The sequence below is a fragment of the Ralstonia pickettii genome (assembly GCF_030582395.1).
Classification (GTDB): domain Bacteria; phylum Pseudomonadota; class Gammaproteobacteria; order Burkholderiales; family Burkholderiaceae; genus Ralstonia; species Ralstonia pickettii_D.
In genome coordinates, this window is record NZ_CP104383.1 from 95508 (window position 1) to 110977 (window position 15470).

General features: G+C 65.6%; 17 protein-coding genes. 4 read left to right on the top strand and 13 right to left on the bottom strand.

Translation table 11 applies throughout. The features are described from left to right. Positions 1-57: 57 nt before the first annotated feature. From N5B55_RS24070 to N5B55_RS24085, 4 genes are read left to right on the top strand one after another with little or no spacing between them, the layout of a single operon-like run. The gene (locus tag N5B55_RS24070) at positions 58-384 is read left to right on the top strand and encodes a hypothetical protein (RefSeq protein ID WP_003100858.1); all 327 of its coding nucleotides are present in this window, start codon (positions 58-60) and stop codon (positions 382-384) included. Further along, positions 381-881 carry a hypothetical protein gene (locus N5B55_RS24075; protein ID WP_003100856.1) on the top strand — a complete coding sequence of 167 codons (501 nt, stop codon included), beginning with the start codon at positions 381-383 and terminating at the stop codon, positions 879-881. The genes N5B55_RS24070 and N5B55_RS24075 overlap by 4 nt, the downstream gene beginning before the upstream one ends. Then, positions 878-1249 carry a hypothetical protein gene (locus tag N5B55_RS24080; protein WP_003100853.1) on the top strand — a complete coding sequence of 124 codons (372 nt, stop codon included), beginning with the start codon at positions 878-880 and terminating at the stop codon, positions 1247-1249. The genes N5B55_RS24075 and N5B55_RS24080 overlap by 4 nt, the downstream gene beginning before the upstream one ends. Next, positions 1243-1800, top strand: a complete 558-nt coding sequence (locus tag N5B55_RS24085) for a recombinase family protein (protein ID WP_003100847.1) — start codon at positions 1243-1245, stop codon at positions 1798-1800. The genes N5B55_RS24080 and N5B55_RS24085 overlap by 7 nt, the downstream gene beginning before the upstream one ends. Here N5B55_RS24085 and N5B55_RS24090 read toward each other — a convergent pair. From N5B55_RS24090 to N5B55_RS24150, 13 genes are all read right to left on the bottom strand, one after another. Continuing rightward, positions 1797-2471 (bottom strand): YncE family protein, encoded by a 675-nt coding sequence (locus N5B55_RS24090; protein ID WP_369812462.1) that lies wholly within the window; start codon positions 2469-2471, stop codon positions 1797-1799. The genes N5B55_RS24085 and N5B55_RS24090 overlap by 4 nt on opposite strands. 308 nt (positions 2472-2779) lie before the next feature. Continuing rightward, on the bottom strand, positions 2780-3715 hold the full coding sequence (locus N5B55_RS24095) for a DUF1259 domain-containing protein (protein ID WP_024542565.1): 936 nt from the start codon (positions 3713-3715) through the stop codon (positions 2780-2782). 43 nt (positions 3716-3758) lie between these two features. Then, positions 3759-5027 (bottom strand): MFS transporter, encoded by a 1269-nt coding sequence (locus N5B55_RS24100; RefSeq protein ID WP_029769034.1) that lies wholly within the window; start codon positions 5025-5027, stop codon positions 3759-3761. Beyond that, the gene (locus N5B55_RS24105) at positions 5020-5325 is read right to left on the bottom strand and encodes a hypothetical protein (protein ID WP_024542609.1); all 306 of its coding nucleotides are present in this window, start codon (positions 5323-5325) and stop codon (positions 5020-5022) included. Before N5B55_RS24105 ends, N5B55_RS24100 begins: the two co-directional genes overlap by 8 nt. A gap of 16 nt (positions 5326-5341) precedes the next feature. Beyond that, positions 5342-5674, bottom strand: a complete 333-nt coding sequence (locus N5B55_RS24110) for a hypothetical protein (RefSeq protein ID WP_024979744.1) — start codon at positions 5672-5674, stop codon at positions 5342-5344. Positions 5675-5764: 90 nt separating this feature from the next. Then, complete coding sequence (locus N5B55_RS24115) at positions 5765-6379, bottom strand: family 16 glycoside hydrolase (protein ID WP_024542611.1); 615 nt, start codon at positions 6377-6379, stop codon at positions 5765-5767. 20 nt (positions 6380-6399) lie between these two features. After that, complete coding sequence (locus N5B55_RS24120; protein WP_024542612.1) at positions 6400-6861, bottom strand: chromate resistance protein ChrB domain-containing protein; 462 nt, start codon at positions 6859-6861, stop codon at positions 6400-6402. Between the two features lie 35 nt (positions 6862-6896). Then, positions 6897-7487 carry a superoxide dismutase gene (locus N5B55_RS24125; RefSeq protein ID WP_024542613.1) on the bottom strand — a complete coding sequence of 197 codons (591 nt, stop codon included), beginning with the start codon at positions 7485-7487 and terminating at the stop codon, positions 6897-6899. Between the two features lie 16 nt (positions 7488-7503). Beyond that, a complete protein-coding gene (locus N5B55_RS24130; protein ID WP_092582997.1) occupies positions 7504-8709 on the bottom strand; it encodes a chromate transporter in 1206 nt (401 codons plus the stop codon). An 18-nt stretch (positions 8710-8727) separates the two neighbouring features. Beyond that, positions 8728-9693 (bottom strand): chromate resistance protein ChrB domain-containing protein, encoded by a 966-nt coding sequence (locus N5B55_RS24135; protein WP_024542615.1) that lies wholly within the window; start codon positions 9691-9693, stop codon positions 8728-8730. Between the two features lie 73 nt (positions 9694-9766). Next, entirely contained in the window at positions 9767-13003 is a 3237-nt protein-coding gene (locus N5B55_RS24140; RefSeq protein WP_024542616.1) for a CusA/CzcA family heavy metal efflux RND transporter, read from the bottom strand. Further along, the gene (locus N5B55_RS24145; protein ID WP_024542617.1) at positions 13000-14169 is read right to left on the bottom strand and encodes an efflux RND transporter periplasmic adaptor subunit; all 1170 of its coding nucleotides are present in this window, start codon (positions 14167-14169) and stop codon (positions 13000-13002) included. Before N5B55_RS24145 ends, N5B55_RS24140 begins: the two co-directional genes overlap by 4 nt. Then, positions 14169-15416 carry a TolC family protein gene (locus tag N5B55_RS24150; protein WP_024542618.1) on the bottom strand — a complete coding sequence of 416 codons (1248 nt, stop codon included), beginning with the start codon at positions 15414-15416 and terminating at the stop codon, positions 14169-14171. The genes N5B55_RS24145 and N5B55_RS24150 overlap by 1 nt, the downstream gene beginning before the upstream one ends. Positions 15417-15470 lie beyond the last annotated feature (54 nt).

Genomic DNA, 15470 nt, shown 5'->3' on the forward strand with positions numbered 1-15470 from the left:
GGTCTTGACCATCGACGCCTGGGATCAGTCCTGAATGTTCTTGGAGACCACTACGTTATGAGCCGCAGCCGCCGCAAAACACCCATCGTCGGGCACACGACCTGCGGCAGCGAGCGCGAGGACAAGAAGCTCTGGCATCAGCGCTGGCGCACCCGTGAGCGCACGGCGCTGACCAGCGCGTCGCCCGAAGCCCTGAGCGCCCATCTGCCCCTGCTGGAAAACCAGGCCAGCAGCGTCTGGTCGATGGGCAAGGATGGCCGCTCCTACTGGCCCGTCAAGCGCCAGGCCGCCACGGCGGATCGCATCGCCAATCACAAGGGACGCAACCCGCAAGAACGCGCCTCCCTGAAAAAGCGCCTGCTGCGCAAGTGGATGAGCAAATGAAGCTCTCCTTCCATCAGCACATTGCGCTGTTCTGGATGATCGGTGCTCCGGGCGTCTTCGCGCCCGTGATCGAGAACGCCAAGCGGCCCGATGCCGGCGCCGTCATGGCGTGGGGTGTCGCGATCGTGGCGGTGATGATCCTCTTCACCCCTTTGCTGCTGCGCTGTCCACCATTCCGGCGCTGGTATGGCCGGACGGATGCGCTGTCGGAGCGGCAGCGCCAGGCGCTTGCCGAGCGCGGCCTGCGCCGCTACTACCAGACCGCTTTCGATGACGGCTACGTGCCCCGCGTGATGCCCTACGTGTGGCGCATCATCTGGACGGTCGGCGGGTTGATGGCTGTGACCGCCGTACTGCCTACCAACACCGGACGGCCAGCCTTCGATGCCTTGGTGGTCTTCTCGACCTGGTATCCGATAGGCGTGATGCTGCTGGTTTTCGCGTCGAGGCCCCTTGGCCGGTTGATTCGCCAAAGAGCACAGGAGCGGCGGAAATGAGCACGTCAACCATCGAGGCGCTGGCCAGCGCCTGGGCAAGGATTGCCGAGGAAGCGGAATTCCCCGCTGACTACGAGGGGACTGCCACACCACAAGCGCATCGGGCTAGCGAAGCTATTCAGGAGCAGATTCGGGAGCGCATCGTCGCCACCAACGACATGCGGCTGTTCAGCCTGCTGCACCTGCTGGGTCAGGCGTCGCTGCGCATGGAGCAAGCGCTGTGGCCGGAGGATTACGAGCGGATGACGCGCGAGGTTGAGGAAGCCCTGCGGCAAGCCACCGACGCCAACGCCAGATCGTACACCCACGAAGAAGTGATGCAGGCGATGCAGGAACGCATCGACCGGGCGCGAGACAAGCCATGTTGATTGGCTATGCGCGCGTCTCGACGCAGGATCAGAACCTGGAGCTGCAACGCGAAGCCTTGAGCAAGGCCGGATGTAAAAAGGTCTTCGAGGACAAGGTGAGTGGCACGCGGGCAGACCGGCCTGGCTTGGCCAAGACGCTCGAAATGCTGCGCGAAGGCGATACTTTGGTCGTCTGGAAGCTCGACCGGCTGGGCCGGTCGGTCAAGCAACTGGTCGATCTGGTCGGCGATCTGCACAAGCACGGTGTCCAGTTCAGGAGCCTCACCGACTCCATCGACACCGGCACACCATCCGGGCGGTTCTTCTTCCACGTCATGGCGAGCCTTGCCGAAATGGAGCGCGAGCTGACCGTCGAGCGCACCCGCGCCGGGCTGGAAGTCGCCAAGCAGCTCGGCCGCAAAGGCGGCCGCAAGCCGAAGATGACCGACAGCAAGATCGAGTCGGCCAAGAAGCTGCTGGCCAGCGGGGTGCCGCCCAAGGACGTGGCCAAGAACCTCGGCGTGTCCATTCCGACGCTGTACCGCTGGGTGCCAGCCTCCACGCACGCTTAGCGTGCTTTATTTTCCGTTTTCTGAGACGACCCCTTAAAGATCGTCAAGACGCCGGATTCGCTAGCGACATACAACCATCCGAGCGCCGCGTCGTAGGCCACGACGTCGGGCGTCTGTCCAACCCCGAAGCTTGCAACCACCTGTCTGGTGTTCAGGCTCAACACCAGCAAGCGACTGTCGCCCTCGCACGCGATAAACGCCAGTCGCAGCTTGGGCACGATCAGCAGCCCATGGTTTCCTTCGGCACCGGGCAATGGGATGCGATCCACGACTTGATCGGTGCGCGGGTCGATCTCGGCCAAGATCCCCCGTCCCTGGACGTTGACGAGGATGTGCTTCGAAACCGGGTCATACTGCGTGTTCCCAACGGCGCCGCCCAGCGCGATCGTCGTTATTCGCTGGCTGGTGCGGGCATCAATTACCGTTTCCGTGTTACCGGTCTCATCGGAAACATACAGCTTGCCGAGTTCCGGGGCGTAGGCGACGCCGTCAGGATAGATGCCTCCCGGAATACGGGCGACGATTCTCAGCGTCGCGGCGTCGATTGCCACGATTTCGTCGGTCCCCGTCGCGGAGGCATACACACGGTCGAGCTCCGGAACGGCCAACGTGCCATGGACATGACGGATGTTGCTGATCGTGGCCAGCACCCCTTTGGTTTTGGTGTCCACGACAACCACCGCGCTATCCCCGAGGTGGGCGACAAACAGCCGCGACCTGGTCGGGTCCAAGCTGAGGTAGTCCCAGCGCGTCGTGGCGCCAGGTAACGGATAGTCGCCCACATGTCGCAACGGCAGTGTCCCGGCCGGCCTTTGCGTTGCCGCACTGACGGTAAGTGCCAAACCGAGTGCGAGGGTGGCAAGTGCGAGTACGCACCTGAATGACGTGCAGCCTTCGAGTATCGGCGATCGGGTGTGCATGGCTCTCAAAGTTTTGAGGACCGCAGACAAGCGCGGGGACCGGACATGCTGGCCCGCGCTCACCGCATCACTGATTTGTGCACGCTGGCCTGCGCGTCCAGGGCTTTCTTCACGCCCTTTGCCAGGTCGACCGCTTTGCCCTTGCCCCAGTAGTGCAGGAACATGTAGCGCGGCTGCTCGTGCGTCATGTGCTGGTGAATGGCCACGATGTTGATGCCATCGGCCCGCATCGACTTCAGCACGGGCTGCAGCTCGTCTTCGCGCATCGCGAAGTCACCATCCACCACGGCCTCGTCATCGGTGCCGGCAAACGCGGCCCAGGTGTTCAGCCCCATTTCATTGCCGAAGGACACACCGTGCATGGTGCCCTTGGCACCGATCACGACCTTGAACATGCCATTGCTGGCTTGCCCCTTCGTCCCAAAAATGGCGTCCAAGGGCGCCGGCGTGATCTTGTTCTCGCTGGCGATCTTGCCGGGAAACGCCGTCCCGGGAGCTGGGTTCGCCGCACGAATCTCGGCGATTTTGTCGTAGACCTTCTTTACGCCAGCGGCGAGTTCGGCCGGGTCGCCCATGCCGCCGATATGCATGAAATACACCCGAGGCCGGTCGAAGAAGAAGTGGTTGTGCAGTGCCGTGACCTCCAGCCCGGCGTCGAGTGCCGCGCTCATGGCCGGGTTCACCTCATCCTCGAAGAGCACGGTGTCGCCCATCAGCATGGCGTGGCCGTCATGGGCTGGCGTGAACGCCGCCCAGGAGGTCAGTCCCATGAAGGGCGGCATGGCCACGCCGTCCACTTGGATGGGGACATCGTTGCGCGGCTTCGACACCTTGAAGACGTTCTCCCGCTCGGAGAAGCTGCCCTTCAGGCCGGTGACCTGTTCGATGCGAGCGGTATCCAGGGCGGCTCGCTGCGCGGGCGACGCCGCGTGGGCGATGGCACAGACGCTGACGGTTGCAGCCAGGGCAAGAGCAATCGGTGTTCGCAAAGCCATTTCATACTCCAAGGGTTGGGGGGGGGACGGGGAAACGCCTCGGTCAGTTGAGCGGTTCGACGCGCCGAAATCCGCGCAGGATGGCGAGGTCGTAGACAATTTTCAGGACGCCGCAGGCCACCAACGGTGCGCCAATCCAGCCGGCGGCGAGCATCGCGCTGGCCAGTGTCGGGCTGATGGCAGCGGCCAGGCTTCTGGGAACCGAGGTCAGGCTTGCCGCGGCGGTGCGCTCGGGCGGCGTCACCACCGCCATCACGTAGGCCGTTCGGGTCGGCACATCCATTTGGGAGAGCGCGCTGCGCACGAGCAGCAGCCCCAGGGTCAAGGCCAGCGACGGCGCGAACGCCGCCGCGATCAGGCAGAGGCTGGACGGGATATGCGTGAACACCATCGTGTTGAGCAAGCCGATCTTGCGCGCGAGGGGCACGGCGACGAGCTGGGACGCCGTCGTCAGCAGCCCCGCAAAGAAGAAGAACTGGCCTGCGGCCCCGGGCGAAAGGCCAAAACGCTGCATCAGCCACAGCGATAGCAGTGCGTTGACCACCAGGCCGCCCGCAAACGCATCCACGCTGAAAAGCAGCGCCAGCCGGATCACGATGCCGCGCGAAGGCCCCAGTGGAGTTGCAGCCCCGCCTGATTGCGGCTGATGCAGAGGCAGACGCGCATAGAGCACCCAGAGTGCGACACCGATCAATGCGTAGACGAAGAACATCGCTCGCATCGCCGCCAGGAAAGACAGGCCGCTATGCGTAGCGAGCCAGCCAGGCAGGGCTGCGGCCAAGGCACCGATGGCGGCGGAAAACGCCCCGATCAGGCTGTAGCGGGCGAAGAGCGCGGTACGGGCATCGGGCAAAGCCGATTCCGCCAGACGCGCCTGCTCCAGCGGGAGGAACACACTGACATCGCCTGAACTGGGGTTGAGCGTGCCGACAAAGGCGATGGCCAGCAGCGGCCAGAGATCGGAGAGCCCGGCAAAGCCCACGCCGGTCGCCGCCATCAAGGCGGCCGCCAGCATCAGGAGGCGGCGCGGCGCAAAGCGACTGCCGAGCATGCCGACCAGAATCGTTGCCAGCGCCGAGCCGATCAGCGTGGCGCTGCTAACGAGCCCGACGGCCCACTGGGTGAGCCCGAGCGCCAGCAGGTATGCCGGCAACAGCACGGCGATGTAGCCGTCGCAAAAACCGCGCAGTGCCCGGCCGACAAGGATGAACCAGGCACCTGCATCAACGCCCGACGGCAGAAGCCAGCGTGTGAGCCGGCCCCGGGTGGCGGCCACGGCAGATGCCAGGCCGTGATGTACAGCCTCAGTCATCGTCTTCGTCGGCGATTTGCTGACCGTCTTGGCCGATGAGCACGGTGGACTTGTCGCTTCCACTGCCGAGCGTGACCTCGTAGCGGACCCGGCCGTTCTGCGTCTGCTTCTCGATTTCGCCGATCGCCCGCCCGCCCGCCTGCCGATCAATCGTCGCTTTGACTGGCGCCGGGACTTGCGCAATACCGACGACCTCGCTGCTGCGCTCGCCAAACGGGTTCTTCTTGCAGCCGGCGATCGCGAAGGCTAATGAACAGGCGAGAACGATTGCAGCGAGCTGCTGGGCGTCATTCGACATGGTGGGCTCCGATACGTCATCTGTTGACCAAATCCCCCTGCGCAAAGCCGTTTCCATTGCGCCGATATTCGATTGCGTGGCCATGGCGCCAGACTTCGAAGCAATCCTCGGCCTGGGGCTTGCCCTTGCCGTTGGAATCGGCAATGCACAACTCGCCGCCCCGCACGCGCCAGCGGCCGCCTAGGACCTGTCCGTGCATGACGGATTCGACCGTGCCGTCGGGCTTGAACTTGTCCGACCAGTGGGTGCCATCAGTGATGGTCTTGCCAACGATCGCCTTCTTGAGTTCAGCACCGCTCAGGTGCTTGAAACCTTCATCGGCCAGCACCGAAGTGGTGGTACATAGCATCGCGATTCCAGCCCAGACAATTGCGCATGGCAACCGGCCTTTGGTCCCGCCCACTTCCGACTTGAAATTCACTTCTTTCTCCTCTCTGTATTACTTCGCGGTGGTGCCGTACGAGAACGCGTCGAACAGGGTCACGCTGTCGGCCTTGGTCCAGACCCCAACCGCGCCGGTACCGCGGATGTGATCGTCCGTCACGTCGATGTAGCGCTTGCCATCCAGCGATACCTGAATGCGATCGCCCGCGAATTCCACCCGCAACGTATGCCAGGCCTGCGCGGCAACCGGCGCATCCTGGTAGCGAAGCGTGTGCCGGTGACCACCCGTCGTGTAGTACAGCGAGACGTTGTTCTCCAGCGCGTTCGCGCGCGCGACGTAGTAATCGTTGCCGTCCTTCCAGCGCCAGACGACGCCCCCGGCCTGATCTTCATGACCAGCGACAGGCTTGAACTTCACCTCGACGAACCCGTCGGCGACGGCGGTACCCTGTTTCACGCACCACGGGAAATCGCCGGAGCCAGACTGCTTGAGCACGTTGGTGCCGGCAGCGTCCGCCTCAACGGTCCATCTGGGCGTGCCGTGGCCGGTGACGCCAGCCACCCATCCCGCAGGCAATGCGCCAGGCTTGTCCTGGGTGAACAGGATCGTTTCTCCTGTCGCCGGCATGGCCAACAACAGCAGCCAAGGCATCAGCAGGGTCCGCTTCATCGCTCGTCTCCTTGGCCGGTTCAGGCCGGCATCTTGGGAGGCCACTTGTGCGTCTCGGCCTGGCAGCGTTGGCACCACGCATAGAGGGCGTCGTACATCACCAGCCCGTGCTCCAGCATCTCGTGGTCGTCGGCATACACCTGCGAGAGTCCGAGCGAGATGGCATACAGCCCGCTGGACTGCGGCGTCAGGTCCAGCCGCGACGTATCCGCGCCGCGCACGATGCGGGCCAACTGCTGCAGCGCGGCGTCCTGGCCGAGGCGGTACTTGTTGAGGAAGGCGTCGAAGCTGCACAGCTCGCCGACATGCGTAAGCTCCACACCAGGGATGTCGTACGGAATCGCACCACGTTCGTTGGCGATGCGCACCACATCGCCCGACGGTACATAGAGGAACTCCGGCGTCTCATCGATGAAGCGGGCGATCAGCCAGGGACAGGCAATGCGATCGATCTTGGGGCGCTCGCGCGTAATCCACTGCATGACAACCTCCGCTGCGATTAGTTGATGGAAAGGCACTACCGCTGCACGGTGGCCAGACGCTCGGCGACGCGCGCCCAGTGCACGTTCTGCATGAACGCGTCGACATAGGCCGCGGCCTTGGCGCCGTAGTCCATGTGGTACGCGTGCTCGTACATGTCGAGCGCCAGGATTGGCGTGCCGCCGGCCAGCGTATGGGTGTGGTCCGCTGCCCACTGGTTGACGAGCCGCCCATCACGCGGCGAGTAGGTCAGCAACACCCAGCCGGAGCCGCCGCCAAGCGCCTTGCCCATCGCTGTGAATTCGGCCTGCCAGCGCTCGACCGAGCCGAAATCGCGTTCGATGGCAACCTTCAGGTTGCCCCCCAACGGCCCGCCATCCCCAAGGCTGTCGAAGTACACCTCGTGCAGGATCATGGAGTTCGTGGCGATCAGCTCTTCACGCTTGAGGCCGTTGAGCACGAACCCCGCAGCCGTGGTCACATCGAGCGCCGCAAACGCCGCCGCGATGGCATTCAGGCGCTTCACGGCGCCGCCGTAGTTGTTCTCGTAGTGGCTGGCGATCAGCTTCTCCGACAAGCCGGACAGCTTGGTCGGATCGCATGCCAGCGGCTTCATTTGGGTAGTCATGGTCGTCTCGCCCGATTCAGTGGTGGAGCAGTGGATACACCGCCAGGCCGATCAACGCGGCGCCGGCCACGATCACCGGCTCCGTCAGCTTCTTGAACTTGAGCAGCAGCGCGACCGTCACCAGCGCCAGCAACACCGTCGGCACATCGACGATGGAGCGCTTGGCCAGCACGATCACCGCGCCGGTAATGGCACCCACGGCGGCGGCTGTGACACCGTCGACAAACGCCAGGATGGCGGGCAGCTTGCCGTACTTCTTGAAGTACGGCGCCGGCAGGATGGTGAACAGGTAGCACGGCAAGAACGTGCCAGCCGCTGCTACGCAAGCGCCGGGCAGGCCCGCGATCAGGTAGCCGATGAAGCCCACCGTGATGACCACCGGCCCCGGCGTGATCATTGCCACGGCCACCGCATCGACGAACTGTTTATCGTTGAGCCAGTGGTGTTCGGTGACCACGCCGCCATAGAGGAATGGCACGATGGCCAGGCCCGAGCCAAACACGAAGGCGCCCGCTTTGGCAAAGAACACGCCGATCTGCGACAGCAGCGGCCAGTCGATTGAGCTGAAGATGCCGCTGGCCGCCGGCAGCGGTGTCGCGGCCAGCGCATTCACCTTGCCCTGACGTACCCACTTGGGCGGTGCGCGCCAGAACCAGACGAGCACACCGCCGGCCAGGAACAGCCAGGCCACTTCCGATTCCGTGATGACGGTGACGGCCGCCAGCACCAGGTAGACCGCCCACAGCAGCTTGTCCTTGCCAACGCTCTTGGTCGTCAGCTTGTAAGCGCTGATGGCGATGATGCCGATCACGGCCGCACCGACCCCGTAGAACACCGACTGCATCCAGGTCAGGCCGCCGAAGCGCACATAAGCCCACCCCAGCGCCACCACCATCAGGAACGACGGCAGCACGAAGGCGATGCCGATCAGCGTTGCCCCGAGGATGCGGTAATGCACATAGCCGAGGTAAATCGCCAATTGCGCGGCCAATGGGCCGGGTGCCAACTGTGCAAGCGCGAGGCCTTCCTTGTAGTCAGCCTCGGTGATCCATTGCTTCGCGTCCACCAAGTCGCGGCGCATATAGCCGGCCAGCGCCACGGGGCCGCCGAAGCCCAGGGTGCCGAGCCGCACAAAATACAGCACCAGTTGCCAGAGCGTGTAGGACGGGCGTTCGTGGTGAGGCTGCGGTGGCGTGGGCGCGGTGGATGGGGTCGTGTTCATCATGGTTGTGCAGTGAAGTCAGCTTGGTTTGCGGCTGCCGGAGAAGTGGGCATAGAGGGAATCGAGCACACTGCCGATCTCTGTCAGCAGCGCGTCGTCATCGGCCAGTCGTTTGCGAGCGCCGGCCAGGATGGCTTCGAAGCCGCCAGCTTCCGGCACGGTGGTGCCGCCCACGTCCAGCGCGTGCACGACCGCGCCGAGCCGGGCGAGCCCGTGATTGCCGTCCAGGCCGAAGCTGGCGAGCAGCACCTCGAACGACACCCGGTCGCCGACGTGCGTGAAGGTCGCACCGTCAAAGTCGAAGCCCAGCGCATCTGCCGGGCAATCGGCGGGGCTCTCCAGCCAGAGAAAGCGCGCGTGCGGATCGATGAAGCGCTGGATCAGCCAGGCGCTGGCAACGCGATCGACCCACAGATGCTGGCGTGTGGCCCACATACGGCCCTGATACTGCGCAGGGTCGCGGCGCGGGATGCTGCCGGCGGCCGCATGCGGCTCACCCGGCGATTGAACGGCAGTGACGGCGCCCGCAAAGTCCCGCCACTGCGCCTGCGCACGGATCGACGCCTCGTTGGGGAAGAAGTCGATCTTGCGGATGGCCTCATAGGTGCGGGCGTGCCGACGGTGCAGGCGGTTGAGTTCCGCCGCGGCCAGGCCGGGGAGCGTCTTGCGGGCATCCGACAGCTCGGCCAACCAGTCCGTGTAATCAGGGGTGCGGTCGAATAGGGCCTGATAGATCGCCGCCTCATCCGGCCCTGGGGCCTGGACGTGCAGCAGCCAGGCTTGGCCGTTTTCCCGTACGACTTCGTCGGCCAACTCGCGCAACTGGGGGGCTTGTTCCGCGTGGGCAGGCAATAAGTAGGCGCCGTCGCGCAGGGCGGCACAGCCCAGCGCCTTGAGCGCGCGCCAGACGCGCATGCGCGCGGTTGCGCTCGCGGTTGGCAGGCTGACGATCAGCAGGAGCCAGGAATCGAGAGGGGCAGTCATGACGGCAGCTTAGATTGCCGTATGCGACGCTGCAATGATGTAGAGATCGCTACATCAATACGGCTGCCCCCCGTTATGGCTGCGCTTCGAGTACCCCCTGGTCACCCGACTCGCGGCGGGCCTGCCGCCGCAACACCAGCCCGCAGAGCGCGGGTAGCACGAACAGTGTCAGGACGGTGGCGGTGACCAGGCCGCCGATCACCACCGTCGCCAGCGGCTTCTGCACCTCGGCGCCGGTACCCGTCGCAATCGCCATCGGCACGAAGCCGAGCGAGGCAACCAGCGCCGTCATCAGCACAGGCCGCACCCGTTCCATGGCCCCTTCGACGACTGCCGCATCGGGCGCCATGCCATCTTTCAGGCGCTTGCGGATGGCCGAGATGAGCACGAGCCCGTTGAGCACCGCCACCCCCGACACGGCAATGAACCCGACGGCAGCGGAGATCGAGAACGGCATGCCGCGCAGCAGCAGCGCAAACACGCCGCCGGCGAGCGCGAGCGGCACGGCGGTCAATACCGTCGCCGTCAGCATGGCGCTGCCGATCGCCAGATAGAGCGTGGCCGCGATCAGGATGAAGCACGCCGGCACGATGATCGCCAGGCGCTTCGTCGCCGCCTGGAGATTCTGGAACTGCCCGCCCCATTCGATCCACGAGCCGGTCGGCAGCTTGACCTCGTTGGCGATGCGCTTGGCAGCATCGTCGACGAAGCTGCCCAGGTCGCGCTCGCCCACGTTGGCCTCCACGTAGATGCGCCGCTTGCCGTTGTCGCGGCTCACTTCGTTCAGACCTTGGGTGAAGCGGAATTGCACCAACTGACGCAGCGGTACCGATGCGCGTGGTTGGCCATCAGCCTGTGGCAGCATGACCGGCAGCGCGCCAAGCACATCGAGGTTGTCGCGTTGCTCGCGGGCCAAGCGGACCACGATATCGAAGCGCCGGTCGCCATCGAACACCTGACCGGCCGCCTTGCCGGCCAGTGCGGTCGACAGCGTGTCGGCCACTTCCTTGACGGTCAGGCCGTAGCGGGCAATCGCGGCCCGGTCGAACACGATGTCGAAGGTCGGGAAGCCGCCGGTAAGCGGCACACGTACGTCGGCCGCACCCGGCGTCTTGCGCAGCACCGCCGCAACGCGCTGGGCCGTGGCCGCGAGCTCATCCAGATCCTCACCGTAGATCTTCACAGCCACGTCGCTGCGCACGCCACCGATCAGCTCGTTGAAGCGCATCTCGATCGGCTGTGTCACGTCGTAGTTGTTGCCGACCATCGCGGCGGTCTTCTGGCGGATGCGCTCGATCACCTGTTCCTTGGTGGTCACCCCCGCCGGCCATTCGTCCTTAGGCTTCAGGATGATGTAGTTGTCGGACGCGTTGGGCGGCATCGGGTCTGCCGCCAGGCTGGCGGTACCGGCCTTCGAGTAGACCGTCTTCACTTCCGGCAGCGTCATCACCGCCCGCTCCAGCGGCAAGTCGATGGCCACCGACTGGTCGATCGACGTCGACGGAATGCGCACGGACGAGAGGTTCAGGTTCTGTTCGTCCAACGTCGGCATGAACTCGCGGCCGACGAAGGCAAAGGCCACGGCGGCCAGCGCGAGCGTAAGCGCACCCGCCCCAAGAAAAGGCAGCGGACGCCTTACCGCTGCTTGCAGCCACGGGCGATACCGCTGCTTGGTGGCCGCGATCACCCGCACTTCCTTCTCTGCGACCTGTTTGCGCATCAGCACCGCGATCATGGCCGGCACGAAGGTCAGCGACAGCACGAAGGCTGACGCCAGCGCCAGCATCAGTGTGATGACCATCGGCGAGAACATCTTGCCCTCGACGCCCTGGAAGGTCAGGCACGGCAGGAAAACCAGGAAGATGACGAGCTGGCCATAGACCGTGGGGCGGACCATCTCGCGCGACGACAGCACCACTTCGTCCAGCCGTTCGCGCAGCGTCAGCAGGCGGCCCTCCCGGTGCTGGCGTTCGGCCAGCCGGCGCAGTGTGTTCTCGACGATGATGACGGCACCGTCGATGATGAGGCCAAAGTCCAGTGCGCCCAGGCTCATCAGGTTGCCGGAAATGCCCAGCGCGTTCATACCGATTGCGCTGATCAGCAGCGACAGCGGAATGACCAGCGCCGCGATGGTCGCCGCCCGCACGTTGCCCAGCAGCAGGAACAGGATCACCACCACCAGCAACGCGCCTTCGGTCAGATTTTTCGCCACGGTTTCGATGGTGGCCACAACCAGTTGCGAGCGGTCCAGCGTCGGCACGATCACCACGCCCGGCGGCATCGTCTTTTCGATCTGCTTGAGCTTGTCGCCCACCGCTTGCGCCACCGTGCGGCTGTTGGCGCCCACCAGCATCAACGCACTGCCGACCACAGTTTCATAGCCGTTGCGGCTGGCTGCCCCGGAGCGCAGTTCGCCCCCGACCTTGACGACAGCAACCTGGCCGACCGTGATCGGCACGTTCTGCCGTTGCGCAATGACCGCGCGTGAAATCTCGTCCACCGAGCGGATGCGGGCGTCCGCGCGCACGAGATACGACTCGCCCGAGCGCCGGATGTAGTTGGCGCCGACCGAGAGGTTGGCGTCTTCCAGCCCCCGCGCCAGTTCAGCATACGAGATGCCGTAGGCCGCCAGCTTGGCCGCGTCGGGCTCGACCACATACTGCTTGACGTAGCCGCCCAGGGAATCCACGTCGGCCACACCGGGCGTGGTGCGCAGTTGCGGCCGGACGATCCAGTCCTGCACCGTGCGCAGATAGGCGAGCTTGGAGACCTGATCGGTCAGCCGTTCTCCCCGGTCCGTCAGAAAGCTGCCGTCGCTCTGCCAGCCGGGCAGCCCATCCTTGATCGTTGCGCCTTTGCCATCAGGGTGGGCATATTCCACGCTGTAGTGGAACACCTCACCCAGGCCGGTCGATACCGGTCCCATTTGCGGCTCGGCCCCTTCGGGCAGGCTCGGGCGCGCCTGCGCCAGCCGCTCCGACACCTGCTGGCGCATGAAGTAGAGGTTGGCACTCTCCTTGAAGATCACCGTGACCTGGCTGAAGCCGTTGCGCGAGAACGAACGCGTGCTCTCCACACCGTTCAAGCCGGACAACGCGGTCTCGATCGGATAGGTCACACGTTTCTCAACCTCCACCGGGCTGAGCGTCGGCACCACGGTATTGATCTGGACCTGCTTGTTGGTGATGTCGGGCGTGACGTCGATCGGCAGCAGGTTGAGCTGCCAGGCGCCGACTGTCGCCACCACCGCCGTCAGGAACAACACGAGCCAGCGCAGCCGGACCGCGCCGTTCAGAATGCTGCCGATCATTCGTCGTCCCCGGCGCCTTTGTTCATCTCGGCCTTGAGCAGGAAGGCGTTGCGCGTCGCCACCTGTTCACCGGCGCGCGCACCCGAGAGAATCTGGGCGGACCCGCCACTGCGGATGCCCACCAGCACTGGCTGGGGCCGGAACCCCTGCGGCGTGCGAACGAACAACACGTCGCGCCCGTCCAGGTTCTGCACGGCATCCTCCGGCACCGACAGGGCAGCGGGGCCGCTCGTGCGCGTTTGCAGGCGCACCTGCACGCCTTCGCCGATCACCAGCTTGTCCAGCGCTTGCGTGGGCGTCAGGACCACAGTCGCGGTGCGGGCGCTGCTGTTCACCGTCGGCGTCACCGAGTGCACCACGGCGGGCACGGGCGAGCCGCTGCCCAGCAAGATCACCGCAGTGTCGCCGGCCGCCACGCGGGCGGTATCAGCGGCCGTGACCGAAGCCTCCACCTGTGCCGTGCCGCTGCCTGCGACCCGGAACAGTTCGGCCTGAGGCTGCACGAAGGCGCCCAGCGTGACGGATTGCGCCGTCACCCTGCCGGCAATGGGGCTGGTCACCGCGACCGAGCGACCGTCGCTGGCAAGATGCGCGGATTGCGCCACGGTCGCTGCGCGCTGCGCCTCGGCATTGGCGACTTCGAGCGCGGCCTTGGCCGCTTCCATCTCCTGACGCGGCGTGACGCCTTGCTCGTACAGTGCGGCTTCTCGTGCGTAGGTCTTGCGCGCCAAATCGGCCCTGGCGGCGGCCACCCGGCGCTCTGCAGCCATCGCGGCCGCCTCCGGGCTGTCCACCAGGGCCAGCACGTCGCCCGCACGCACGACCTCACCAAGCCGGCGGTTGATCCGCTGGACAGCACCCGACGCGCGGGCAATGATCACGGCCTCGCTGCCCGGCGCGGCGACCACCGTGGCGGGCGCAAGGATCTCCGCGCCCACGCCAGCCGTGGCCACCGGCTCGACCGCGATGTTGGCGGTGGCCAGGTATTCGAGGGGAACCTTGACCTCAGTGGGGGCGGCTTTTTCGGGCGCGGCGGCTGTCTTGGCCGCTGGCGCCGCAGAATGACTGGGCACAAGCCCGCGCGCCACACCGAACCCCACCAGGGCGGCCACCCCGGCAATCCCGGCGATCAGCGGCCAGTTGGCCGAGCGGAGGTTGTCTTTCATCATCGAGCTTCCTCAAAAGCCAGGCGGCCGTCAGCCTGTGCCAGTGCGGCCAACGCGCGTACGCGCGCGAGGCGCGCGTCAATCGTGAGTTGCCTTGCTTCAAACAACGCGCGCCGGACGGCGAGCAGTTCAATCAACGGGGTCTTGCCGGCGTCGTAGCCGAGACGGCCCAGGCGATAGGCTTCGGCGGCTGCGCGTTCGCCTTCCGCCGCTGCGGCGAGGCGTTTTTCCGAAGCCGCAGCCTGAGCCTGGGCGGATCGTTTTGCCGCAGATGCTTCCAGGCGCACGGTGTCCAGCCTGGCTTCTGCGGCGGCGGCACGCTCGACCGCAGCGGTCACCGCGTGCGTGTTCTGGTCAAACAGTGGAATCGTGGCCGACAGGCCCACGACGTAGCCACTGGCATTCGTCCAGCCGTAGCGGCGCACGCCTGCGCTGACGCCAACCTCGGGAACCCACTTCTTGCGCTCGACCTCGACCTGGGCGCTTATCACGTCTCGCTCGGCTTGCGCCGTGACGACAGCGGGGGCTTCGTCCGCCGCGCCCGACGAGGCGGGAGGTGCCGCCGATGTGGACAGAAGCGAGCCAGCCAGACGGGTGTAGGGCTCGTCAGAGCCGGCCAAGGCAGCCAACTGCTCCAGCGCTTGCGTCGCGTCCGCGCCAGCCGCATGTTCAGCCGCAGTGGCGGCGGCGACGCTGGCTTGCGCCTGGGACACGCGCAACGCAGCTTCCTTGCCGGATTGGACTAGCGCGCGGGCCACGCGAAGCTCCTCGCGCGCGCGCCCGAGGTCTTCCGCAGCCAAGGACTTTCGCGCCAGCATGGCCTCTGCCGTCGCATAGGCGGTCGCCAATTCAGCCGCGTACGCGATCTGCGTTTGATGCTCGCGCGCTTGTGCGGCGGCGAAGCCGCGCTGCCCGGCTTCGATGCGTGCGCCACGCTTGCCGCCGATCTCAATCGGCTGTGTGATGGAAAAGGTGTTCTGGCGCTGGCTCACGCCATCGCTCTGCGGAGCCCCCAGATTCTCGAACACCGACTCCGCACGAGGGTTGGGCCACGCGCGCGCCTGGGCGGCATCGGCGCCAGCGGCCAAGACGTTGGCGGCCTGCACGCGCATCGCGGGCGCGTGGGCGAGCGACTGCTGCAGCAATTCTGTAAAGGGCGGTGCCTCGGCCGCCCAACCAGATGCGGCGGACAAGGCCAGCGATGCGGCAAGCACGCTGAGGGTATGGAAAGAGGACACGCGGGTCATCGCCGGATTTCTTGAGGGAAGCAGAAGCCGAAGACGGCACAGATTGGTCAATAC

Excerpts from the sequence above, each read along its gene's own strand:
- N5B55_RS24130 (WP_092582997.1), bottom strand. The coding sequence starts at position 8,709 with ATGAACACGACCCCATCCACCGCGCCCACGCCACCGCAGCCTCACCAC.
- N5B55_RS24125 (WP_024542613.1), bottom strand. The coding sequence starts at position 7,487 with ATGACTACCCAAATGAAGCCGCTGGCATGCGATCCGACCAAGCTGTCC.
- N5B55_RS24085 (WP_003100847.1), top strand. The coding sequence starts at position 1,243 with ATGTTGATTGGCTATGCGCGCGTCTCGACGCAGGATCAGAACCTGGAG.
- N5B55_RS24100 (WP_029769034.1), bottom strand. The coding sequence starts at position 5,027 with ATGACTGAGGCTGTACATCACGGCCTGGCATCTGCCGTGGCCGCCACC.
- N5B55_RS24150 (WP_024542618.1), bottom strand. The coding sequence starts at position 15,416 with ATGACCCGCGTGTCCTCTTTCCATACCCTCAGCGTGCTTGCCGCATCG.
- N5B55_RS24145 (WP_024542617.1), bottom strand. The coding sequence starts at position 14,169 with ATGAAAGACAACCTCCGCTCGGCCAACTGGCCGCTGATCGCCGGGATT.
- N5B55_RS24135 (WP_024542615.1), bottom strand. The coding sequence starts at position 9,693 with ATGACTGCCCCTCTCGATTCCTGGCTCCTGCTGATCGTCAGCCTGCCA.
- N5B55_RS24110 (WP_024979744.1), bottom strand. The coding sequence starts at position 5,674 with ATGCTATGTACCACCACTTCGGTGCTGGCCGATGAAGGTTTCAAGCAC.
- N5B55_RS24070 (WP_003100858.1), top strand. The coding sequence starts at position 58 with ATGAGCCGCAGCCGCCGCAAAACACCCATCGTCGGGCACACGACCTGC.
- N5B55_RS24075 (WP_003100856.1), top strand. The coding sequence starts at position 381 with ATGAAGCTCTCCTTCCATCAGCACATTGCGCTGTTCTGGATGATCGGT.
- N5B55_RS24080 (WP_003100853.1), top strand. The coding sequence starts at position 878 with ATGAGCACGTCAACCATCGAGGCGCTGGCCAGCGCCTGGGCAAGGATT.
- N5B55_RS24115 (WP_024542611.1), bottom strand. The coding sequence starts at position 6,379 with ATGAAGCGGACCCTGCTGATGCCTTGGCTGCTGTTGTTGGCCATGCCG.
- N5B55_RS24105 (WP_024542609.1), bottom strand. The coding sequence starts at position 5,325 with ATGTCGAATGACGCCCAGCAGCTCGCTGCAATCGTTCTCGCCTGTTCA.
- N5B55_RS24120 (WP_024542612.1), bottom strand. The coding sequence starts at position 6,861 with ATGCAGTGGATTACGCGCGAGCGCCCCAAGATCGATCGCATTGCCTGT.
- N5B55_RS24095 (WP_024542565.1), bottom strand. The coding sequence starts at position 3,715 with ATGGCTTTGCGAACACCGATTGCTCTTGCCCTGGCTGCAACCGTCAGC.
- N5B55_RS24140 (WP_024542616.1), bottom strand. The coding sequence starts at position 13,003 with ATGATCGGCAGCATTCTGAACGGCGCGGTCCGGCTGCGCTGGCTCGTG.